A 20396-nucleotide genomic window follows, 5' to 3' on the forward strand; every position below is an offset into this window, starting at 1 on the left:
GAGGGGCAGAGACCGAGCCCCAGGACCCCGTCCGCGCGCTGTGCTCGCTAGCCACGACCCGTAGATGTGACGTCCCTCCCACCCCCGGGCGGGAGCGGGCGTTCCGCGGCGGGCGGCCAGGGGGGCACCGGTAGGCTGACGCGGTTGCCGATCGCCGACCTCAGCCGACGGAGACCGTGACTACCAGCAGCGCCACCAACAGTCATCACCTGTCCCCGGCCTTCCCGGGGCGGGCCCCTTGGGGTACCGCGAACAAGCTGCGTGCCTGGCAGCAGGCGGCCATGGACCGGTACATCCAGACCCAGCCCAGGGACTTCCTCGCCGTGGCCACGCCCGGCGCCGGGAAGACCACCTTCGCGCTCACCCTCGCCTCGTGGCTCCTGCACCATCACGTCGTGCAGCAGGTGACGGTGGTTGCGCCGACCGAGCACCTCAAGAAGCAGTGGGCGGAGGCCGCGGCCCGGATCGGGATCAAGCTCGATCCGGAGTACAGCGCCGGCCCGTTGGGCCGCGAGTACCACGGCATCGCGATCACCTACGCGGGCGTCGGCGTCCGCCCGATGCTGCACCGCAACCGCATCGAGCAGCGCAAGACGCTGGTGATCCTGGACGAGATCCACCACGCCGGCGACTCCAAGTCGTGGGGCGAGGCGTGCCTGGAGGCGTTCGAGCCGGCGACCCGGCGGCTGGCGCTGACCGGCACCCCGTTCCGCTCCGACACCAACCCGATCCCGTTCGTGTCGTACGAGGAGGGCAACGACGGCATCCGCCGCTCGTCCGCCGACTACACCTACGGCTACGGCAACGCGCTGTCCGACGGCGTCGTCCGGCCGGTGATCTTCCTCTCCTACAGCGGCAACATGCGCTGGCGCACCAAGGCCGGCGACGAGATCGCGGCGCGGCTGGGTGAGCCGATGACCAAGGACGCGGTCTCCCAGGCCTGGCGCACCGCGCTGGACCCGCGCGGCGAGTGGATGCCGAACGTGCTGCGGGCCGCCGACCGTCGGCTGTCCGAGGTCCGCAAGGCCATCCCCGACGCCGGCGCGCTGGTCATCGCCTCCGACCAGGAGCAGGCCCGGGCGTACGCCAAGCTGATCCGGGAGATCACCGGCGAGGGCGCGACCCTGGTGCTCTCCGACGACGCGGGCGCCTCGCAGCGCATCGACGACTTCGCGCACTCCGACGACCGATGGATGGTCGCGGTCCGGATGGTGTCCGAGGGCGTCGACGTCCCCCGGCTCGCGGTCGGCGTCTACGCGACCACGATCTCCACCCCGCTGTTCTTCGCGCAGGCCGTCGGCCGCTTCGTGCGGTCCCGCAAGCGCGGCGAGACCGCGTCCGTCTTCCTGCCCACCGTCCCGATGCTGCTCGGCTTCGCCAACGAGATGGAGGTCGAGCGCGACCACGTCCTGGACAAGCCGAAGAAGGACGGCGAGGAGGACCCGTACGCCGAGTCCGAGAAGGAGATGGACGAGGCGAACAAGGAGCAGGACGAGAACACGGGCGAGCAGGAGCAGTTCTCGTTCGAGGCGCTGGAGTCGGAGGCGGTCTTCGACCGGGTGCTCTACGACGGCGCCGAGTTCGGCATGCAGGCGCACGCCGGCAGCGAGGAGGAGCAGGACTACCTCGGTATTCCGGGGCTGTTGGAGCCCGACCAGGTCCAACTGCTGCTCCAGAAGCGGCAGGCCCGACAGATCGCGCACAGCCGGAAGAAGCCGGACAGCGAGGCGGACCTGCTGGAGATCCCCGCCGAGCGGCGGCCGGTGGTCACGCACAAGGAGCTGCTGGAGCTCCGCAAGCAGCTCAACACGCTGGTCGGCGCGTACGTCCACCAGAGCGGCAAGCCGCACGGGGTGATCCACACCGAGCTGCGCCGGGTGTGCGGCGGCCCGCCGAGCGCGGAGGCGACCGCGGGGCAGCTCAACGAGCGGATCAGCAAGGTCCGGGAGTGGGCCACGCGGATGCGGTGAGGGCGGTGTCTCGGGGGCGCATCGGTCGGCCGCGTCGGGGAGTTCTCGTGGGGATTCCGTGGGGAGTTGGTGGGCACAACCGTCCGGGTGCGGGCCGTGGACCGCGCGGCCGAGGTGTGCGTGCGCGGCGCACTGGCGCGCCAACGGTAGTGACGGGAGGAACGGCGGTGCGGACGAGAGCGGATATTCCGGGCGGCAACGACCGGATTCTGGACGCGCTCTTCCGCTGACCGGAGCAGCTCGCTACTGTCCCGCTCACGCACACGCCCCGTGGCAGCGTCGCCGCGGAGCGCAGCCGGTGCAAAGCGGCCGGCGGCCCATGGGCGCTGTTCCGGGACGAGCAGCGCTCCCTGTTCGGACGCCGCCAACTCACTTCAGGAGGGGGCGTCGTGACCGCGGAGACCTCCCAGACGCTCGACCGGGGACTGCGCGTCCTCAAGCTTCTCGCCGACACCGACCACGGGCTGACCGTGACCGAGCTCTCGCACAAGCTCGGCGTCAACCGCACCGTGGTCTACCGCCTGTTGGCCACGTTGGAGCAGCACGCCCTGGTGCGTCGGGACGCCGGCGGGCGGGCCCGGGTGGGCCTCGGCGTGCTGCGCCTGGGCCGCCAGGTCCACCCGCTGGTCCGGGAGGCCGCGCTGCCCGCGCTGCGCTCGCTCGCCGAGGACGTCGGCGCCACCGCCCACCTCACCCTGGTCGACGGCACCGAGGCGCTGGCGGTCGCGGTCGTCGAGCCGACCTGGACCGACTACCACGTCGCCTACCGCGCCGGCTTCCGTCACCCGCTGGACCGCGGCGCCGCCGGCCGGGCCATACTCAAGGCCCGCCAGGGCCGCCTCCACGACGGCGGACTCGCCCTGACGCACGGGGAGTTGGAGGCCGGCGCCAGCGGCGCCGCGGCCCCGCTGCTGGGGGTCAGCGGCATAGAGGGCAGCGTCGGCGTAGTGATGCTGACGGACAGCGTCGCGGAGCGGATCGGGCCGCGGGTGGTGGACGCGGCCCGGGAGGTCGCCGAGGCGCTGCGCTGACGGGCGCCGGCCGCGGCCCGTAGGGCGCGCGGGCTCCGTGTGGTGACCCTGTGGCGCTGTCGTGTGGCACCGGCGCCGCACGGGGCGGGCGGGGCGGGGGTCAATTAGGGTGGCGGGGTGTCTTCCCGCGCCCGTGCCCTGCTGGCCTGCACCGTCGTCGTCCTCGCCCTCCTCGTGACCGCGGCGGTGGCCCCGCTGCCGTACTCGATCGCGTATCCGGGCGTCACGGCCAACGTCCTCGGCGACGACAAGGGCAAGCCGGTGATCACCCTCTCCGGCGCCCCCACCCGCGACACCAGCGGACAGCTCCGGATGACCTCGATCACCGCCACCGGGCCGGCCGCCTCCGTCCACCTGCCGGACGTGGTCCGGGCCTGGTTCCGCACCGACGAGGCGGTGATGCCGCGCGAGTCGGTCTACCCGGTGGGCAACAACACCGAGGAGATCGCCGAGCACAACGCGGAGCAGATGAAGCAGTCGCAGGACAGCGCCACCCAGGCCGCCCTGAACCGGCTCGGGAAGTCCCCCAAGGACGTCAAGGTGACGCTGAGCCTGGCCGACATCGGCGGGCCCAGCGCCGGCCTGATGTTCGCGCTGGGCATCGTCGACAAGCTGAACGGCGACGGCGCCGGGCACGACCTGACCGGCGGCCGGACCATCGCGGGCACCGGCACCATCGACGCCGACGGTGCGGTCGGCGCGGTCGGCGGCGTGGCCCTCAAGGCCCAGGCCGCGCACCGCGACGGCGCGACGGTCTTCCTCGTCCCCCGCCAGGAGTGCACCGACGCCCGCGCCGAGCTCCCCAAGGGGATGCGACTGATCCCCGTCACCACCCTGGGGGGCGCGGTGGACGCCCTCAAGGCCCTCAACTCCGGCGGGGACGTGCCCAGTTGCACGGGCGCCTGAGCCGGTGGCCCGAGGGCGGTCGCGGCCGTGCTCAGACGGTCGCGATGGTCTCCGTGTCGCCGTAGCGGAAGCCGTCCTCGTCGAAGAAGAAGACGGTGACCTTCACCTCGTCGCCCTTGTGGAAGCCGCGGACGTCGCCCGGGCGCAGGTGCACCTGCGCGGTGTGGTTCGCGTAGTCACAGGTGAGCTTGTCGGCCTTGAGCGTGCCCGCGCCGATCTCCCGGAGCGCCGGCGAGGTGATCTGCTCGGCGTTGGCGACCAGTTGGTGGTGCAGGCCGGTGTCGCAGGAGTACGTGACGTTCACCTTCAGCCCGGGCCCGTCCAGCGCGACCTTGTCGATGCGGATCAGGTTGGCCTTGGCCGAGGCCAACGGCGCGGTGGCCAGGACGCCGGCCCCGGCCAGGACGGCGACGGTGGCGGCACCGGCGAGACGGCGCCGGATGCGGGAAGCCTGCATGGCTTTTCTGCCTTTCCCCCTGCGCGGTCGCGAGAGCCCGCGACTGCGACACTTGTTCGTTTTTGGGTGACGCATACCTTACGTGATCTTGTGAGGGGCGCGACCCCATTTCGGGAGACGGTGAAACTCCCTGGTGGCGGGCGGCGAACGGCCCTACCCCCCGCCCTCCTTGATGAACCCCTCCTTCACTAGCCACGCCTTGGCGACCTGGTGCGGGTCCTGGCCCTCGACGTCCACCTTGGCGTTGAGCTTCTGGGCGACGGCGTTGTCCAGCGCGGCCGTCACCGGGGCGAGCACCTCGGCGATCTGCGGATGCTTGCGCAGCGCCGCGGCGTTGATTTCCGGCGCCGCGTTGTAGTTGGGGAAGAAGTGCCGGTCGTCCTTGAGCACGGTCAGCCCCATCGCCTTGATCCGGCCGTCGGTGGTGAAGACCTCGCCGAAGGTGCAGGCCGCCCCCTGCGCCGCCTCGGTGTAGACCACACCGCCGGTCATCCGCCGGACGTTGCCGGACGGGATGTTCATGCCGTACGCCTTCGCCATCCCGGGCAGGCCGTCGTTGCGGGTGGCGAACTCGTTCTCCACGCACAGGGTGACCGCGCCCGGGCTCCGCCGCAGCAGCGCGGCGACATCGGAGAGGGTGTGCACCCGGTACTTCTTCTCGTTGGCGGCGTTCAGCGCCAGCGCGTAGGTGTTGTTCAGCCGGGACTGCGGCAGCCAGTCGATGCCGTTGCGCAGGTCGGCGTCGCGTACGGCCGCCCACTGCCGCTGCGGGTCCGGGATCGGCTTGACGTGCCCGAGGTGGGTGATCCAGCCGGTGCCGGTGTACTCGTACATCCCGTCAGCGGTGCCGGTGTGGACCGCCTCGCGGGCGCCGATGGTGCCCTGGATGTTGGTCTTGTCGATGACCGTGGCGCCGGCCGCCTTGAAGACCAGCCCCATGATCTGCCCCAGGATGATGTTCTCGGTGAACTCCTTGGAGGTGACGGTGAGTTCGGCGCCCTTCAGGGGCAGCCCCCGGCCCACCGTCCCCGGGCTGACGTCGTCCGACATCGGGCTCCCGCTGACCAGCCCGCAGCCCCCCAGCAGCGCCCCGACCACCAACAGCGCGACGGCCCCCCAGAGCCTCGGACAGACCCTCGGCCCCCTCACGTCTCCACCTCCAACCCGCGCGGCCGCAACAGCAGTTCGGCCAGTGACGCCAGCCACTCGACCAGCAGCGCCAGCGCCACCGTCAGCACCGACCCGAGGACCAGCACCGGCATCCGCTGGGTGATGATCCCCGCCGAGATCAGGTCGCCCAACCCGCCGCCCCCGCCGAACGTCGCCAGCGTCGCGGTGCCCACGTTCAGCACCAGCGCGGTGCGCACCCCGGCCAGGATCAGCGGGACGGCCAGCGGCAGTTCGACCTTGGTCAGCACGCCCAGCGGCGACATCCCGATGCCGCGGGCCGCCTCGGTCAGCGTCGGGTCGATGCCGCGCAGCCCGGCGATGGTGTTGGCCAGCACCGGCAGCACCGCGTAGATCACCATGCCGACGATCGCCGAACCGGCCCCGATGCCCAGCCAGATGACCAGCAGCACCAGCAGGCCCAGCGCCGGTACCGCCTGCCCGAGGTTGGCCAGCGCCATCGCCAGCGGGGTGGCCCGGCGCAGCCGCGGCCGGGTCAGCGCGATGCCCAACGGGATCGCGATCACCAGCACCAATGCCGTGGAGACCGCGGTCAGTTGCAGATGCTGGCGCAGCGCCAGCCACACCTTGCCGTGGTCGACGGCCTGGTGGGCGATCGAGTCCAGGGCAGCGCCGCGGAACCACAGCCAGGTCGTCAGCAGCGCCGCGGTCAGGAAGGCCGGCATGAACGTCCACTTCCGCCAGCCGATCCGGCGCCCACCGGGCCCGGCGGCACCGCTCGGCGCCGCCCCCGACGCCAACTCCCGCTCAGCGGCCACCGCGTCGCGCGGCAGCGGTGCCCCGCCGGGGCCCTCCGGCGACCCGCTGCGCCCCCCGCCGCCCGGGGACGCCCCCGGGCTCACGCCCGGCTCCCCGGGTCGCCCTCGGGCCCGCCGGCGCCGCTGCGGCCCTCCAGGTCGCGCTGGGTGCGATGGGCGCGCAACGCCCGTAGCTGGTGCTGGTGTTCCAGCGCCTCCAGCCGGTCCGCCTCCAGCAGCTCGTGGACGTTGTTCATCAGCGTCCCCACGTCGACGACACCGGTGTACTCGCCGCGCCGCCCGGTGACCGCGACCCGGCCCGCGCTGTCGGTCAGCACCGCCTCCAGGGCGTCGCGCAGCGTCGCGTCCCGGGTGACGGTGTCGGTGACCAGCGTCCCGGCCCGGGCCAGCGACTGCTTGGCAAGCGAAAGGTCCCCGCGCCGCAGCCACTTGTACGGGCGGCGGTGGCGGTCCAGCAGCAGCACCTCGTTGGTGCCGCCGTCCCGCAGCAGGTCGAAGATCGACTGGAGCGGGTCGTCGAGCTGCGCGGTGGGGAAGTCGACCACCCCCACGTCCCGCACCCGGGTCAGGTTCAGCCGCTTCAGCGCCGCCCCGGCGCCCACGAAGCCGGAGACGAAGTCGTCCGCCGGGTTGGTGAGGATGGCCTCCGGGGTGTCGAACTGGGCGATGTGCGAGCGCTCGCGGAGCACCGCGATCCGGTCGCCCAGCTTGATCGCCTCGTCGAAGTCGTGGGTGACGAAGACGATCGTCTTGTGCAGCTCGTGCTGGAGCCGGATCAGCTCGTCCTGGAGGTGGTCGCGGGTGATCGGGTCCACGGCGCCGAACGGCTCGTCCATCAGCAGCACCGGCGGGTCGGCGGCGAGCGCCCGGGCCACCCCGACCCGCTGCTGCTGGCCGCCGGAGAGCTGGCGCGGATAACGGTGCCGGAACTCGCCCGGGTCCAGCCCCACCAGGTCGAGCATCTCCTCGACCCGCTCCTTGGTCCGGGCCGCCGACCAGCCGGTCATCTTCGGCACCAGCGCGATGTTCTGCGCCACGGTCATGTGCGGGAAGAGCCCGGACGCCTGGATGGCATAGCCGACCTTGCGGCGCAGCCGGACCGGGTCGATGCCCGTGACGTCCTCGTCGCCGATGCGTATCCGCCCCGACGTCGGCTCGATCAGCCGGTTGATCATCTTCAGCGTGGTGGACTTGCCGCAGCCGGACGGCCCGACGAAGACCACCGTCTCGCCGGCCCCGATCTCCATGCTGACGTCCTCCACCGCGGGGCCGGGGCTGCCCGGGTAGACCTTCGTGAGGTTCTCCAACTGGATCGCGGCACCCGTAGAGGCGGGCGGGCGCGCCCCCTTGGCGCCGCGGTCGCTCCCGTAGGACTCAGGCACGGATCCCCCTGGATATCGTCAGGCGTCCGATCAGGACGTAGCCGGCGTCGAAGAGCAGGGCCAAAACGACGATCCCGAGCGTCCCGGAGAGCACCTGGTTCAGCGCGTTGGCGCTGCCCAACGAGGCGATCCCGCGGAAGATCTCGTTGCCGAGGCCGGGGCCCGAGGCGAAGGCGGCGATGGCCGCGATGCCCATCAACATCTGGGTCGCGACGCGGATACCGGTGAGGATCGGCGGCCAGGCCAGCGGCAGTTCGACCCTAAAGAGCCGGGCGGCCCGCGACATCCCGATGCCCTTGGCCGCGTCCACCAGCGCCGGATCCACCCCGCGCAGCCCCACGATGGCGTTGCGGACCACCGGCAGCAGCCCGTACAGGGTCAGCGCCACGACGGTCGGCGCGACGCCCAGGCCGACGATCGGGATCAGCAGGCCGATCAGGGCCAGGGACGGGATGGTCAGGATCGTCGCGGTGGTCGTCGTGGCCAGCGCGCCGGCCCATTCGCTGCGGTAGGTGGCCACGCCGAGCGCGACGCCCAACACCGTCGCGATCACCATGCACTGGAAGACAGCGCTGGCGTGCTGATACGCATCGGTCAGCAACTGGACGTGCCGGCTGCCGACGTATTCCCAGAAGCTCACTCCTCGCCTCCTCGGTCCCTCGTGAGTCCAGGGCCCGCCCCCGTCGGCTGGCCGCCCTCCCGTCACCCGGCCACCGCCCCATCAGGGCGGCGCCGCGCGCCGGCCGCTTTCCGGTCACCCGCCCGCGGCCTGTTTCACCAACGGGATGATCCGCAGCGGAACCGGATTTTCCATGACAATGGCCGTGGATGCCCGCACGATGCCATCAAAGCCCACGACCCGGTCGATCACCCGCTGGAGATCGGCGTTCGACCGCGCCACGAGCCTGCAGAGCATGTCCCCGTGTCCGGTCGTTGTATGCAGCTCCAGCACCTCCGGAACGCCCGCCAAGTGGGCCCGCACATCGCTGCCTTGGCCCTGTTTGATCTCCAGGGTTGCGAACGCGGTCACCGGATACCCCAGCGCCGCCGGGTCCACGTCCGGCCCGAAACCCCTGATCACGCCATTCGACTGAAGCCGGTCCAGGCGCGCCTGCACCGTCCCGCGGGCCACCCCGAGCCGACGCGACGCCTCCAGGACGCCGATCCGCGGCTCCCGGGCGAGCAGCTCCAGCAGCGCCCCATCCAAATGATCGATCGCCACGGTCGAAACCTCCGATTTCGATGGTCATCCTGTACAGAACGCCCGGCAGAACCGGCGAACCGCTATACACAATGCCCAGCAGATGCGCGAACTATTGCGCACCTTGTGGATCGGCGGGACTCTGCCGCCATGGCAGACACCACGATGCACACCCAGCCCACCACCCCGGCCACGGCCCGGCAGGCGGACCCCTTCCCGGTCAAGGGGATGGACGCGGTCGTCTTCGCCGTCGGCAACGCCAAGCAGGCGGCGCACTACTACGCCACCGCCTTCGGCATGAAGCGCGTCGCCTACCAGGGACCGGAGACCGGCAACCGCGAGACGGCCTCCTACGTTCTGGAATCCGGCGGCGCCCGGTTCGTCTTCACCTCCGTGATCAAGCCGACCACCGACTGGGGCCGCTTCCTGGCCGAGCACGTGGCCGCGCACGGCGACGGCGTGATCGACCTGGCCGTCGAGGTGCCGGACGCCCGCGCGGCGTACGCCTACGCCGTCGAGCACGGCGCGAGGGGCCTGGAGGAGCCCTACGAGTCCAAGGACGAGCACGGCACGGTCGTCCGGGCCGCCATCGCCACCTACGGGCAGACCCGGCACACCCTTGTGGAGCGCTCCGGCTACGACGGCCCCTACCTCCCCGGCTTCGTCCCCTCCGAGCCGCTCGTCGCCGCCCCGACGAAACGTTTCTTCCAGGCCATCGACCACTGCGTCGGCAACGTCGAACTCGGCAAGATGGACGAGTGGGTGGCCTTTTACAACAAGGTCATGGGCTTCACCAACATGAAGGAGTTCGTCGGCGACGACATCGCCACCGAGTACTCGGCGCTGATGTCCAAGGTCGTCGCGGACGGCACCAAGAAGGTGAAGTTCCCGCTCAACGAGCCGGCGATCGCCAAGAAGAAGTCCCAGATCGACGAGTACCTGGAGTTCTACGGCGGCCCCGGCGTCCAGCACATCGCGCTGGCCACCAACGACATCGTCGCCTCGGTCCGCCAAATGCGGGCCGCCGGCGTGGAGTTCCTCAACGTCCCCGACGCCTACTACGACACCCTCGGCGAGTGGGTCGGCGAGACCCGCGTCCCGCTCGACGAGCTGCGCGAGCTGAAGATCCTCGCCGACCGGGACGAGGATGGCTACCTGCTCCAGATCTTCACCAAGCCGGTCCAGGACCGCCCGACGGTCTTCTTCGAGATGATCGAGCGGCACGGCTCCCTCGGCTTCGGCAAGGGCAACTTCAAGGCCCTCTTCGAGGCCATCGAGCGCGAACAGGACCGCCGCGGCAACCTCTGACGGTCCGCACTGGCTGCCTGGATTCGTCTCTTCCGTGGGCCGAACACGATCTTCCGTGTACGGCCCACGGATGCGACGCTACCGCCATGGACCTCATCGAACGCCTGCGCGCCGGGCTCCCCGAGGACGCGCTGCTCACCGACCCCGACGTCACCGACTCCTACGCCCGGGACAACGCCAACTTCTGCGCCGCCGGGGCCCCCGCGGTGGTCGTCCTGCCGCGCACCGTCGAGCAGGTCCAGCACGTGATGCGGACCGCCACCGCACTGCGCGTCCCGGTCGTCCCGCAGGGCGCCCGCACCGGTGTCTCCGGCGCCGCCAACGCCACCGACGGCTGCATCGTCCTCTCCCTGGTCAAGATGGACCGCATCCTGGAGATCGACCCCGTCGACCGGATCGCGGTCGTCGAGCCGGGTGTGATCAACGCCGTCCTCTCCCGCGCGGTCAACGAGCACGGCCTCTACTACCCGCCGGACCCGTCCAGTTGGGAGTCGTGCACCATCGGCGGCAACATCGGCACCGCCGCCGGCGGCCTGTGTTGCGTGAAGTACGGCGTCACCGCCGAGTACGTGCTCGGCCTGGAGGTCGTGCTGGCCGACGGCCGGCTGATCAAGACCGGCCGGCGCACCGCGAAGGGCGTGGCCGGCTACGACCTCACCCGCCTCTTCGTCGGCTCCGAGGGCAGCCTCGGCGTCGTGGTCCGGGCCACCCTGGCGCTGAAGCCCGAGCCGCCCCAACAGCTCGCCATGGTCGCCGAGTTCGGTTCGGTGACGGAGGCCGGCGACGCGGTCTGCCGGATCATGGCCGAGGGGCACACCCCCTCCCTCCTGGAGCTCATGGACCGCACCAGCATCCGCGCGGTCAACGCGATGGCCCAGATGGGCCTGCCGGAGACCACCGAGGTGCTGCTGCTGGCCGCCTTCGACACCCCCGACCCGGCCGCCGACCTCGCCGCAGTCGGCGCGCTGTGCGAGGCGGCCGGCGCCACCCAGGTCGTGCCCGCCGACGACGCCGCCGAGTCCGAACTCCTCCTCGAAGCCCGGCGGTTGACCTTCCCGGCCCTGGAGAAGATCAAGCCCGCGATGCTCATCGACGACGTCTGCGTGCCCCGCTCGCAGCTCGCCGCGATGCTGGCGGGGGCCGCCGCCATCGCCGAGGAGCACGACCTGACCATCGGCGTCTGCGCGCACGCCGGCGACGGCAACACCCACCCGCTGGTCTGCTTCGACCCCGCCGACCCCGACGAGGAGCGCCGCGCCCGCGAGGCGTTCGACGCCATCATGGCCCTCGGCCTCCGCCTGGGCGGCACCATCACCGGCGAACACGGCGTCGGCGTCCTGAAGAAGGAGTGGCTCGCCCGCGAACTCGGCCCGGACGGCGTCGCGTTGCACCGCGGCATCAAGGCGGTCTTCGACCCCTTGGGAATCCTCAACCCCGGCAAACTGTTCTAGGCCCCGAGGGGGCACCCACCCCTGTCGTGCCCATGGCTTCGAGCCCCTGGGTGACCCCCCTAGGGGCTGCGCCCCCGCCCCGCCTCCTTTTTCCGCCCACCCGCCCCCGGGCCAGCCCCAGTTGGGGTGAGCCGGGGGCGGGTGGGCGGCGTCCCTCACCGCCTGGGGCGGCACCCCGCGTACGGGGGCGGACGGGCGGGACGCGGCACGTCTGCCGTCGTCGCGTGTTCTCCCGTCGGGGGACGTCGCGCCTGGGGGTGGGCGGCTACGGTCGTGGTTGCCGTGCGTCCCCGTCCCCAGGGGCCTCGCGGGGTCGCGCGTCACGCTCCTCGTCGGGATCGGCGTCGCGCGCGTCGTCCGGCGCGGGCAGTCGCGCCCCGCGGCTCGTGGCGACCCGGTAGGTAGCGGCCAGCGAGTTCTTCAAGTCCACGGTCAGCAGCTGTAGTTCGCCGGGGGTCCAGCGGCGCTCGGTCAGGATCCGCTCCGCCTCCTCGATGAGCGTGGCGGCCGCGCCGAGCTGTTCGGCCTCCATCCGGTCGGCCAGCCGGGAGACGTACCCGGTCCCGTCGCCGGGGAGCAGGTAGCACGGGTTCCCGTCCGGGGTCGTCCACGGCAGCAGCCGCGGCGTCTCGTCGGCATGATCCCTCATGCGGCGACCTCCACTTCGCGCAGGCGGCGCGGGTCGACGTCGACGCCGTGCACGGCCAGCCGTAGCGTCCTTTGGCGCCCGCGTCGTGGCTCCTGACGTTCCTCGGCGCTGAGGACGTACGGGCGGACGAGCGGGCTGTCCTCGCCGCGGAGGAGCGCCGGGGGACGGGCGGGGGCCCGCAGCGACGGGACCGCCCGCGGAGCGTCGTGACGGTCTGCGGCGACGGGCGGCGCCCCGGCCGCCCGGTGCCGCCCGACGGCCGGAAATAACAGCCGCAGCAGCGGCAGGAACAGGCGCGCGATACGGTGCGTCATGTCGTCAACTCCGGTGTAGTTGGTGGCCACGCCCCCGGACCGGTCGCACGGTCGCGGGGGTCTTGTGCCAGCAGCAGATCGCGCCGCCCTCAACCCGTTACGTTGGGTGGATACAGCGTTGCTCTGCGGAGTTCCGGGGCGCAATGCCCGACGCGTGCCACTCGCTTACTGTCACGAAGGGGGAAGCGTGAGTCGACGCAATGCCACGGGGGGTACGGCGGCCACCAACGCCGCTGTCTTCGGAGAGGTGTTGAGGCATTACCGGGAGGCGGCGGGGCTCACCCAGCAGGAGCTGGCGGAGAAGATCCCGTGCGATCGGTCGCATGTGGCGCGCATCGAGGCGGGTACCCGCGTTCCGCGCGACACCTTCGCCAAGAGGTGCGACGAACTCCTCGCTACGGGCGGGGTCTTGCTGAAGTTGTGGGGGAGGATCGACTGGTATCCGGAGGTCGCGCATCCTGATTGGTTCCAGCGTCGGGCGGATATGGACGCGGTGGCGATTGCCCTGCGGGAGTACCAGAACCAGGTCGTGCCTGGTCTGCTTCAAACGGAGGACTACGCACGGGCGTTGTTCTCCCGCGTCGCCACCGGTGAGGACGTGGAAGAGCGCGTACGAGCGCGACTGAGCCGACAGCAACGCTTCCTGGCCGAGGACGGGCCGCTGTACGTTGCGGTCCTCGACGAAAGCTGCCTGCGGAACGTGGTGGGGAATTCAGCCGTCATGCGTGACCAGTGTGCGCATCTGCTCGCCGTGGGGCGGCGGCCCAATATCCGCGTACAGGTCGCGCCGGCTGGCATCGCCGAACTCGTGCGTCCCAACGCTTCGATGTCGCTGATCAAGCTGCCCGACGGGCACGAGTGGGTCTACTCAGAATCGCTGAACAGTGGCCATTTCAATGACGATCCGGCCATCTACGCTCGCCATAGCCGCGCCTATGATGTGCTCAGGGCGGACGTTCTGTCGGCCCGGGAGTCGGCCGCTCTGATCAGCGACGTGATGGAAGGGTACGAGCATCATGGACAGGCACGAACTCGGCGCGGCGACCTGGATCAAGAGCAGCTACAGCGGCGACAACGGCGGCAACTGCATCGAGGTGGCCCCCGGTTTCCCCGGCGTCGTTCCCGTTCGTGATTCGAAGGACCCGCGTGGGCCGGTGTTGAGGGTGTCGGTGGCCGGCTGGTCGACCTTCATCGCCGCGGTGAAGGCCGGGGAGTTGGCCGGCTGAGGAGGTGAACTCGGTGACGTGGATCAAGAGCAGCTACAGCGACCGCGACGGCGGCGACTGCATCGAGGTGGCCTCCGGTTTCCCCGGCGTCGTTCCCGTTCGTGACAGCAAGGCCGTGCAGGGCCCGGAGTTGGTCTTTCCGGTGGCTCGTTGGGCCTCGTTCGTCGCCGCGGTCAAGGGCGGCGCGTTCACCGGCTGAGGGGGACGGCGGGTCGCCCGCCGTCCCCCTCGCTACGCCGAGACCGTCAGCTCACCCCTGAGCCGACTGCGGTGCCGCGGGCAACTCGTGTGGGTGGCCGGGGCGTTCGATGCGGAAGCAGTAGCGGCCCTCGACGCGGTCCGGTAGTTGGGCGTAGCCGGAGAACGGGCGGAAGACGTCGCAGAGGACCGCCTCGCGGGGGCTCTCGATGAGGAAACGTCCGTAGATGGGGCCTTCGTGCGGTGCGCCGTTGAACGCCTGGCAGTGGCGGCCCACGGCGTAGGGCAGTTCGTGGGTCTCCAGCAGTACGCACCGGTAGGTGGGCGCCGGTTCCGGCTCCGCCTGCGCGGCGCTCGCGCTCGCCGGTACCGCGCCGGCCAGTGCGAGCACCCCCGCGACGGCCGTCGCCAGCCGGCCCGCGGTCGTCCAGCCCCGTCGTGCCTTCATGCCAGTCCTCCTGGTGTGGTGGTGTGTCCAAGTACGGGAAACACGGGAGACGCCGGAACGTCCCGAGGGGGCGCGCGGGTGGCGCCCGGGCCCGGCGGCCGGCGGTTCCGCGACGGGGGCAAGTGCCCGCCCTCGCGCCGGCGTTACGTTCCGGGGCCGCGCCGGCGCCCGGAGCCCAGGCGCCGGCGCGGCCGTGGACGAGTGCACCCAACCGCGCCCCCGACGCGCCAGTGGCTTCCGCCGCCGTCACCCGTTGGGGACGCTTACGCCACCCCTGGCGGTGAAGCCGTGGTGCGGGCCGGTGCATGCCACCGGAGGTGCGCGCCGGCGGTCGGCGGCGGGCCCGTCGGCGCGGGGGCGCGCGGTCGCCGCCCCGCCCGGGCCACTTACGCTTCTGCCATGAACACCACACTCTCCGCCCTGGCCGTCCTCGTGCTGGCCGTCGCCATGCTCGCGACCTCCTTCGATCGCCGTACCAAGCCGTTGGAGCGGCGGATGGCGCGGTTGGAGAAGAAGGTGGACCTGTTGATGGCGCACCTGGAGGTGGCGGAGCCGGCGGAGCCGTGGCAGGCGGAGGTGGACGCGTTGCTCGCCGAGGGGAAGACGATCCACGCGATCAAGGTGTACCGGGAGGGGACCGGCGCGGGGCTGGTGGAGGCCAAGGAGGCGGTCGAGCGCCGGATGCGGTGAGGCCGCGAGGGGCCGACGATGGCCGGGAGGGCCCGGGACGCGGCCCGGCCCATCCATGCGCAGGGAGCGAGCGCCGATGTCAGCGAACGAAGCGACCCGAGCGGGCGCAGAAGCCGCAAGCGACGGATACGAGGACCTCTACGACGTCATCGTGCTGGGCGGCGGGCCGACCGGCGAGAACCTCGCCGACCGGGTGCACGCGGCCGGCCTGAGCGCGGTGTTGGTGGAGCACGAACTCGTGGGCGGGGAGTGCTCGTACTGGGCGTGCATGCCCAGTAAGGCGCTGCTGCGGCCGGTGACGGCGCGGTCCGAGGCGCGCCGGGTGCCGGGGGTGCCGGACGCGGTCGACGGGCCGCTGGACGCGCCGGCCGTGCTCGCCCACCGCGACGCGTTCGCCTCGCACTGGAAGGACGACGGGCAGGTCCGCTGGCTGGACGGGGTCGGCATCGACCTGGTGCGCGGCCGGGGACGGCTCGCCGGGCCGCGCAAGGTGGTCGTCGACGGCGGGCGGACGCTGCACGCGCGGCACGCGGTCGCGGTGTGCACCGGCAGTCGCCCGGTGCTGCCGGACGTGCCGGGGCTGGTCGCGGCGAAGCCGTGGACGAGCCGCGAGGCCACCAGCTCCGGGCGGGTGCCGGGGCGGCTGGTGATCGTCGGCGGTGGTGTGGTGGGCGTCGAAATGGCCACCGCCTGGCGGGCGTTGGGGTCCGCGGTGACGCTTCTGGTGCGCGGGGACGGGCTGTTGCCCCGGATGGAACCGTTCGCGGGCCATCTCGTGGCGGAGTCGCTCGCCGAGGCGGGGGTGTTCCTGCGGACCGGGGTGGCGGTGCGCGAGGTGCGGCGGGAGGCGCCGGGCGGGCCGGTCACCGTGCTGCTGGACGGCGCGGGGGAGGGCGCGGGCGACGGGGAGATCGTCGCCGATGAGTTGTTGATCGCCACGGGGCGGGCGCCGCGTACCGAGGACCTGGGGTTGGAGACCGTCGGGCTGACGCCGGGCGGTTGGCTGGAGGTGGACGACACCCTGCGGGTGACCGGCGTGCCCGGCGGCTGGCTCTACGGGGCCGGCGACGTCAACCACCGTGCCCTGCTTACCCATCAGGGCAAGTACCAGGCCCGGATCGCCGGCGCCGCGATCGCCGCCCGGGCCCGCGGGGTCCCGCTGCTGGAGACCGACCGCTGGGGCGCGCACACCGCCAGCGCGGACCGGCACGCCGTCCCGCAGGTCGTCTTCACCGACCCCGAGGCCGCCTCGGTGGGGCTGACCGCGGCCGAGGCGGAGCGCGCCGGCCACCGGGTCCGGGTCGTCGACCACGACCTGGGCGCGGTGGCCGGGGCGTCCCTGTACGCCGACGGCTACCGCGGCCGGGCCCGGATGGTCGTCGACCTGGATCGGGAGGTGTTGTTGGGCGCCACCTTCGTCGGCCCCGGGGTCGGCGAACTGCTGCACGCGGCGACCGTCGCGGTCGCCGGTGAGGTGCCCGTGGAACGCCTCTGGCACGCGGTCCCCGCCTACCCGACGATCAGCGAGGTGTGGCTGCGGCTGCTGGAGGCGTACCGCGACGAGGGGGCATAACTCCCCGGCGCGGCGGGCGCTCGATGGGAAGGGACGGGAGGTCACCGCTCAGGCCCCCGGTTCGGGTGATTCGTCGGACGGCCAGCTGCCGCCCGGGCCGGCGTCGTCCCGGGAGGTGAGGGCGAGCAGCGCGTTCAGCCCTTTGTCGATGCCTAGGTGGGTGCTCTCCGAGCCCGGCGGGACGATCCGCAGGGTGCGCTCCAACCAGGCGGAGACGGCGGCGGCCGGCGCCTCCAACAGGGCGTCCCCGTCGGGCGAGGTGAGCGCCATGCAGACCAGGCTGCGGCCGTCCAGCTTCGTCGGCCAGACCCGGACGTCGCCCTCGCCGGACGGTCGGAAGACGCCCTCGACGAGCAACTCCCGGGCGAACGTCCAGTGAACGGGGCAGTCCGACCCGACGTGGAAGGCGACGTGGACGGCGTAGGGGTCGTCGGTGCGGTACGTCAGCCGCGCCGGCACCGGGATGGAGCGCTCCGGCGACAGCACCAGGCCCAGCTCCAACTCGCGTTCCACCACTGTGTTCATTGCTTTCCGCCTCTCTCCGGCTTCCTCGCGCGGGTCCGTGTGCGGGCCCGCGCAAGGAGAGAGCGGCCGGCGGCCGGACTCTTACACGACTTCGGAGAAATTTTTTTCCGCGGCCATCTCCCGCGTCCGCGGCGGCCGTCGGGGCAGGGGAAGAACACGGTTACGACGCGGGGCCCGATGGAAGCGGACGCCGCGTTGCGGCAGACTGCACCCCGACATCCACCAGGCCGAGAACAGATACGGGACTTCGGACATGAGCTCCCCCACCGCAGGATCCGCCGGCGGCAGCCCCACGCCAGGCTTCTACCCGGACCCGTCCATCCCCGGCTACATCCGCTACTGGAACGGTGCCGCATGGGTCCCGGGCACCAGCCGACCGGCCCCTGCCGAGGGCGAGCCGATGCCGGCGCCGCCGCCCGGCGTGGCCCCGGTGACGCCCGCGCCGGCCGCCGTCGAGGAGACCGGCCCGGTCTTCCTGGACGAGTCGGCGGCGACCGGTCCCGGTGCCGCGCCGGGCGGGCCCGGGCCCGAGGCCGCCGGCACCGGCCAGGAGGGGGCGCCCTCTTGGCACGCCGACGCCTCCCGGCAGACCGGCTTCGGCCAGGACGGCCGGGTCGCCTGGGGCGCGCCGACCGGTGGCCCCGGGGCCGGGCTGCCGCCGCAGCGCGCCGCGGAGTCCGAGGAGGCCGCGGGCGCCGGCGCGGCCGCGCTCCCGGCGGACGTCCCGGCCGACGGGACGGTCGCGTTCCGCACCGGCACCCCGGCGGCCGGCCGCGGCTCCGGCGACCAGGGGACCACCGCCTTCCGCGCCGTCCGACCCGGCAAGGCGCCCGCCGCGGACCAGGGCACCACCGCCTTCCGCGCGGTCCGCCCGGAGGCCGGCGAGGGCGGCCGGCCTGCCGCCAAGAACGAGACGATGGCCTTCCGGCTCCCGTCGGCGGGCAAGCAGCCCCGGGCCGGTGGCGCGCCGCAGTCCCTGCCGTCCACCGGGGCACCGGCCCCGCAGGGCTCCCCGGCGCCGCGTCCGCCGGCCGCCCAACAGCCCCCGGCCGCCCAACAGCCCCCGACCCCGGCGCCCGCGCCCGGACTGCCGCCGCAGGGCGGCCCCGCCGGCGACGACGGCGTCATCCCCTGGAAGCCGCCGACCGCCGACGTCTTCTTCGCCGCCGCGCAGGCCGCGCAGGGTCATCCGGCGGCGCTGGGGCGGCGGTTGGCGGCCCGACTGATCGACAGCGTGGTGCTGGCAGTGGTCGCCCTCGCGGTGGCGCTGCCGCTGTGGTCCACGGTCACCGACCACCTCGACGCCAAGGTCGAGGCGGCCAAGCAGTCCGGCCACCAGGTGACGGTGTATCTGGTCGACGGCACCACCGCCCCCGTCTTCCTGACGATCCTGGCCGTCGTCCTGATCGGCGGTGGCCTCTACGAGGTGCTGCCGACCCTCAAGTGGGGCCGCACGCTCGGCAAGAAGGTGTGCGGCGTGCGGGTGTTGGACATCGAGAGCCACGACACCCCGGAGCCGAAGCAGGCCATCAAGCGCTGGCTGGTCTACGGCGTGCTCGGCGTCGCGGTGGTCGGCGTGGTCAACGCCCTGTGGTGCCTGGTCGACAAGCCCTGGCGGCAGTGCTGGCACGACAAGGTGGCCCGCACCTTCGTCGCCGCCGACCGGGCGTCCGACTGACCGTCACCCCCGCGTTCCCGGGCCGTCACCCGCCCTGACGGCCCGGGTACCCCGATCGGACGTCGGCGGATGCGACGCCCGGCCGCAGGCGGTCGACTCGGGCCATGAGCACCGACCAGCCCCGCCCCGGCCCCGGCGAACCGCCGGAGAACGACCCGTTCAGGAAGCAGCCGCCCGAGCCCGGCGCGGGCACAGCCCCGCATGACGCCCCGCGCAACGGTTCCCCGTACGGCGCGGGCCCGGGCGAGGGCGCCGGTCCGCCCCCGGGCGGCACCCCACCCCCCGGAGGTCCGCCCCCGCCCCCGCCGCCCCCGGGAGCCGGCCCCCCACCGTCCTACGGTGGCGGCCCGTATGGCGGGCCCTCGGCGGGCGGTCCCTACGGCGCGGGGGAGTACGGGGCCGATCCCCTGGCAGGGATGCCGCCGTTGGCCCATCGCGGCAAGCGCCTGCTGGCCCGGATCATCGACGCGATCCTCATCGGCGTCCCGGTCACCCTGATCATGAACGCGATCGTCGGCTGGGTGGACTACTTCAGCACCAGCAACGTGGAGACCAGCAAGCAGGCCACGGTCTCCGGCGTGACGATGCTGGTCTACCTGATCTACGAGGGGCTGATGCTGACCGCCCGCGGTCAGACGGTCGGCAAGATGGCGATGCGGATCCGGGTCGCGATGCTCGCCGACGGCGCCGTCCCGACGCCGGTGGCCGGTTGGTCCCGGGCCGCGGTCTACACCCTGCCGGAGATCATCCCCTGCTGCGGCTTCATCTTCTGGCTGGTCAACGTGTTGTGGTGCACCTGGGACAAGCCGTACCAACAGTGCCTGCACGACAAGGCGGCCCGGACCGTGGTGGTGGCCACGGACTGAGGGCGAGGGTCCGGCGGGCGCTCAGCGGGTGCGTCCGCCGACCCGGGCGCCGGCCCGCTGCCGCGGCAGCCGCTCGCCCGCGCTCGGCACCGCCCGCAGCGGGGCCCGGTCGCCGGCCGGGGCACCCGCGCCGCCCCGGCGCACCACCCGCGACATCCCCGGCATCGGCACCGTCATCGCGACCAGCAGCCCCAGCCCGAGGCCGGCCAGTGCGATGACCGCGACCCCGATCCCGGTCTGCGTCTGCGAGAGCAGCAGCATCGCGAGGGTGGAGAGGAAGACGGTGGCCGAACCGTAGACGAGCTGGGTGGCGGTCGGACGAGGCATGGCGGGTTCCGTCCTCAAAAAGGGTTGGTAGAGGGGTAGTTGCGGGCGTCGGGCGAGCGACGGGGTGCCAACGGGCGAGCCTACGGTTCCTTGTGCCCGAGCGGAACGGCAGGTAAGCGTGGCCTAACCCACCGGCCCGGAGCACGGGGGCGCACGGGGCGGTGGCCAAGCGGTGCGACGGAGCGCCCGGCGCGGCGTCCGTCCTGTTGGCGACGGGGGCGCATGCCCGTCGGGCATATCTCTCCGGGGC

The 20396-nt window shown here is 72.6% G+C and carries 23 protein-coding genes; 12 read left to right on the forward strand and 11 right to left on the reverse strand.

The window, feature by feature from the left end; all coding sequences use genetic code 11:
• Nucleotides 1-176: 176 nt before the first annotated feature.
• The 3 genes from ACFVFQ_RS15685 (at nt 177) to ACFVFQ_RS15695 (ending at nt 3907) form a co-directional block, all read left to right on the forward strand.
• Entirely contained in the window at nt 177-1970 is a 1794-nt protein-coding gene (locus tag ACFVFQ_RS15685) for a DEAD/DEAH box helicase (protein WP_383415107.1), read from the forward strand.
• A 389-nt stretch (nt 1971-2359) separates the two neighbouring features.
• Entirely contained in the window at nt 2360-3001 is a 642-nt protein-coding gene (locus ACFVFQ_RS15690; protein ID WP_383415110.1) for an IclR family transcriptional regulator, read from the forward strand.
• Between the two features lie 117 nt (nt 3002-3118).
• Nucleotides 3119-3907 carry a S16 family serine protease gene (locus ACFVFQ_RS15695; RefSeq protein WP_383415114.1) on the forward strand — a complete coding sequence of 263 codons (789 nt, stop codon included), beginning with the start codon at nt 3119-3121 and terminating at the stop codon, nt 3905-3907.
• 31 nt (nt 3908-3938) lie between these two features.
• Here the strand turns inward: ACFVFQ_RS15695 and ACFVFQ_RS15700 are convergent, their stop codons facing one another.
• From ACFVFQ_RS15700 to ACFVFQ_RS15725, 6 genes are all read right to left on the reverse strand, one after another.
• Nucleotides 3939-4364 carry a hypothetical protein gene (locus ACFVFQ_RS15700; RefSeq protein ID WP_383415117.1) on the reverse strand — a complete coding sequence of 142 codons (426 nt, stop codon included), beginning with the start codon at nt 4362-4364 and terminating at the stop codon, nt 3939-3941.
• Between the two features lie 153 nt (nt 4365-4517).
• Entirely contained in the window at nt 4518-5513 is a 996-nt protein-coding gene (locus tag ACFVFQ_RS15705; protein ID WP_383415121.1) for a glycine betaine ABC transporter substrate-binding protein, read from the reverse strand.
• Entirely contained in the window at nt 5510-6394 is an 885-nt protein-coding gene (locus ACFVFQ_RS15710) for an ABC transporter permease (RefSeq protein WP_383415124.1), read from the reverse strand. The genes ACFVFQ_RS15705 and ACFVFQ_RS15710 overlap by 4 nt, the downstream gene beginning before the upstream one ends.
• The gene (locus tag ACFVFQ_RS15715; protein ID WP_383415128.1) at nt 6391-7692 is read right to left on the reverse strand and encodes a betaine/proline/choline family ABC transporter ATP-binding protein; all 1302 of its coding nucleotides are present in this window, start codon (nt 7690-7692) and stop codon (nt 6391-6393) included. The genes ACFVFQ_RS15710 and ACFVFQ_RS15715 overlap by 4 nt, the downstream gene beginning before the upstream one ends.
• Entirely contained in the window at nt 7685-8332 is a 648-nt protein-coding gene (locus tag ACFVFQ_RS15720; RefSeq protein WP_383415133.1) for an ABC transporter permease, read from the reverse strand. The genes ACFVFQ_RS15715 and ACFVFQ_RS15720 overlap by 8 nt, the downstream gene beginning before the upstream one ends.
• Before the next feature lie 114 nt (nt 8333-8446).
• Entirely contained in the window at nt 8447-8914 is a 468-nt protein-coding gene (locus ACFVFQ_RS15725) for an Lrp/AsnC family transcriptional regulator (protein ID WP_274915487.1), read from the reverse strand.
• Between the two features lie 129 nt (nt 8915-9043).
• Here ACFVFQ_RS15725 and hppD point away from each other — a divergent pair, with 129 nt between their 5' ends.
• Both hppD and ACFVFQ_RS15735 read left to right on the forward strand, forming a co-directional pair.
• Nucleotides 9044-10201 carry a 4-hydroxyphenylpyruvate dioxygenase gene (gene hppD, locus ACFVFQ_RS15730; RefSeq protein WP_383415138.1) on the forward strand — a complete coding sequence of 386 codons (1158 nt, stop codon included), beginning with the start codon at nt 9044-9046 and terminating at the stop codon, nt 10199-10201.
• An 86-nt stretch (nt 10202-10287) separates the two neighbouring features.
• On the forward strand, nt 10288-11652 hold the full coding sequence (locus tag ACFVFQ_RS15735) for an FAD-binding oxidoreductase (protein WP_383415140.1): 1365 nt from the start codon (nt 10288-10290) through the stop codon (nt 11650-11652).
• Between the two features lie 265 nt (nt 11653-11917).
• Here ACFVFQ_RS15735 and ACFVFQ_RS15740 read toward each other — a convergent pair whose 3' ends face one another.
• Nucleotides 11918-12301, reverse strand: a complete 384-nt coding sequence (locus tag ACFVFQ_RS15740) for a hypothetical protein (protein WP_383415143.1) — start codon at nt 12299-12301, stop codon at nt 11918-11920.
• Nucleotides 12298-12615: a hypothetical protein gene (locus tag ACFVFQ_RS15745; protein ID WP_383415146.1), complete on the reverse strand. Its 318-nt coding sequence runs from the start codon at nt 12613-12615 to the stop codon at nt 12298-12300. Before ACFVFQ_RS15745 ends, ACFVFQ_RS15740 begins: the two co-directional genes overlap by 4 nt.
• 187 nt (nt 12616-12802) lie before the next feature.
• Between ACFVFQ_RS15745 and ACFVFQ_RS15750 the strand changes: the two genes are divergently transcribed.
• The 3 genes from ACFVFQ_RS15750 to ACFVFQ_RS15760 are packed head-to-tail and all read left to right on the forward strand — an operon-like array spanning nt 12803 to nt 14040.
• The gene (locus ACFVFQ_RS15750) at nt 12803-13747 is read left to right on the forward strand and encodes a Scr1 family TA system antitoxin-like transcriptional regulator (protein ID WP_383415149.1); all 945 of its coding nucleotides are present in this window, start codon (nt 12803-12805) and stop codon (nt 13745-13747) included.
• Nucleotides 13665-13841 (forward strand): DUF397 domain-containing protein, encoded by a 177-nt coding sequence (locus tag ACFVFQ_RS15755; RefSeq protein WP_383415631.1) that lies wholly within the window; start codon nt 13665-13667, stop codon nt 13839-13841. Before ACFVFQ_RS15750 ends, ACFVFQ_RS15755 begins: the two co-directional genes overlap by 83 nt.
• 13 nt (nt 13842-13854) lie before the next feature.
• A complete protein-coding gene (locus tag ACFVFQ_RS15760; RefSeq protein ID WP_383415152.1) occupies nt 13855-14040 on the forward strand; it encodes a DUF397 domain-containing protein in 186 nt (61 codons plus the stop codon).
• Nucleotides 14041-14091: 51 nt separating this feature from the next.
• Here ACFVFQ_RS15760 and ACFVFQ_RS15765 read toward each other — a convergent pair whose 3' ends face one another.
• Complete coding sequence (locus ACFVFQ_RS15765) at nt 14092-14487, reverse strand: hypothetical protein (RefSeq protein ID WP_383415155.1); 396 nt, start codon at nt 14485-14487, stop codon at nt 14092-14094.
• 399 nt (nt 14488-14886) lie between these two features.
• On the opposite strand from ACFVFQ_RS15765, the gene ACFVFQ_RS15770 reads away from it, so the two are divergent.
• Nucleotides 14887-15177: a hypothetical protein gene (locus ACFVFQ_RS15770; RefSeq protein WP_383415158.1), complete on the forward strand. Its 291-nt coding sequence runs from the start codon at nt 14887-14889 to the stop codon at nt 15175-15177.
• 76 nt (nt 15178-15253) lie between these two features.
• Nucleotides 15254-16750 (forward strand): dihydrolipoyl dehydrogenase family protein, encoded by a 1497-nt coding sequence (locus ACFVFQ_RS15775; RefSeq protein WP_383415163.1) that lies wholly within the window; start codon nt 15254-15256, stop codon nt 16748-16750.
• Nucleotides 16751-16798: 48 nt separating this feature from the next.
• Here ACFVFQ_RS15775 and ACFVFQ_RS15780 read toward each other — a convergent pair whose 3' ends face one another.
• Nucleotides 16799-17275 (reverse strand): SsgA family sporulation/cell division regulator, encoded by a 477-nt coding sequence (locus tag ACFVFQ_RS15780; RefSeq protein ID WP_383415166.1) that lies wholly within the window; start codon nt 17273-17275, stop codon nt 16799-16801.
• 253 nt (nt 17276-17528) lie between these two features.
• Between ACFVFQ_RS15780 and ACFVFQ_RS15785 the strand changes: the two genes are divergently transcribed.
• Nucleotides 17529-18953 carry an RDD family protein gene (locus tag ACFVFQ_RS15785; protein WP_383415169.1) on the forward strand — a complete coding sequence of 475 codons (1425 nt, stop codon included), beginning with the start codon at nt 17529-17531 and terminating at the stop codon, nt 18951-18953.
• Nucleotides 18954-19057: 104 nt separating this feature from the next.
• The gene (locus ACFVFQ_RS15790; RefSeq protein ID WP_383415172.1) at nt 19058-19819 is read left to right on the forward strand and encodes an RDD family protein; all 762 of its coding nucleotides are present in this window, start codon (nt 19058-19060) and stop codon (nt 19817-19819) included.
• 21 nt (nt 19820-19840) lie between these two features.
• Here ACFVFQ_RS15790 and ACFVFQ_RS15795 read toward each other — a convergent pair whose 3' ends face one another.
• Nucleotides 19841-20146: a hypothetical protein gene (locus ACFVFQ_RS15795; RefSeq protein WP_383415175.1), complete on the reverse strand. Its 306-nt coding sequence runs from the start codon at nt 20144-20146 to the stop codon at nt 19841-19843.
• Nucleotides 20147-20396: the final 250 nt, after the last annotated feature.

It is taken from the genome of Streptomyces sp. NPDC057743 (genome assembly GCF_042798755.1).
In the GTDB taxonomy this organism is placed as follows: domain Bacteria; phylum Actinomycetota; class Actinomycetes; order Streptomycetales; family Streptomycetaceae; genus Streptomyces.

Bases quoted from the DNA above. Each gene is read 5' to 3' on its own strand.
- ACFVFQ_RS15700 (WP_383415117.1), bottom strand. From the start codon at position 4,364: ATGCAGGCTTCCCGCATCCGGCGCCGTCTCGCCGGTGCCGCCACCGTC.
- hppD (WP_383415138.1), top strand. From the start codon at position 9,044: ATGGCAGACACCACGATGCACACCCAGCCCACCACCCCGGCCACGGCC.
- ACFVFQ_RS15735 (WP_383415140.1), top strand. From the start codon at position 10,288: ATGGACCTCATCGAACGCCTGCGCGCCGGGCTCCCCGAGGACGCGCTG.
- ACFVFQ_RS15740 (WP_383415143.1), bottom strand. From the start codon at position 12,301: ATGAGGGATCATGCCGACGAGACGCCGCGGCTGCTGCCGTGGACGACC.
- ACFVFQ_RS15745 (WP_383415146.1), bottom strand. From the start codon at position 12,615: ATGACGCACCGTATCGCGCGCCTGTTCCTGCCGCTGCTGCGGCTGTTA.
- ACFVFQ_RS15765 (WP_383415155.1), bottom strand. From the start codon at position 14,487: ATGAAGGCACGACGGGGCTGGACGACCGCGGGCCGGCTGGCGACGGCC.
- ACFVFQ_RS15770 (WP_383415158.1), top strand. From the start codon at position 14,887: ATGAACACCACACTCTCCGCCCTGGCCGTCCTCGTGCTGGCCGTCGCC.
- ACFVFQ_RS15775 (WP_383415163.1), top strand. From the start codon at position 15,254: ATGTCAGCGAACGAAGCGACCCGAGCGGGCGCAGAAGCCGCAAGCGAC.
- ACFVFQ_RS15780 (WP_383415166.1), bottom strand. From the start codon at position 17,275: ATGAACACAGTGGTGGAACGCGAGTTGGAGCTGGGCCTGGTGCTGTCG.
- ACFVFQ_RS15785 (WP_383415169.1), top strand. From the start codon at position 17,529: ATGAGCTCCCCCACCGCAGGATCCGCCGGCGGCAGCCCCACGCCAGGC.
- ACFVFQ_RS15790 (WP_383415172.1), top strand. From the start codon at position 19,058: ATGAGCACCGACCAGCCCCGCCCCGGCCCCGGCGAACCGCCGGAGAAC.
- ACFVFQ_RS15795 (WP_383415175.1), bottom strand. From the start codon at position 20,146: ATGCCTCGTCCGACCGCCACCCAGCTCGTCTACGGTTCGGCCACCGTC.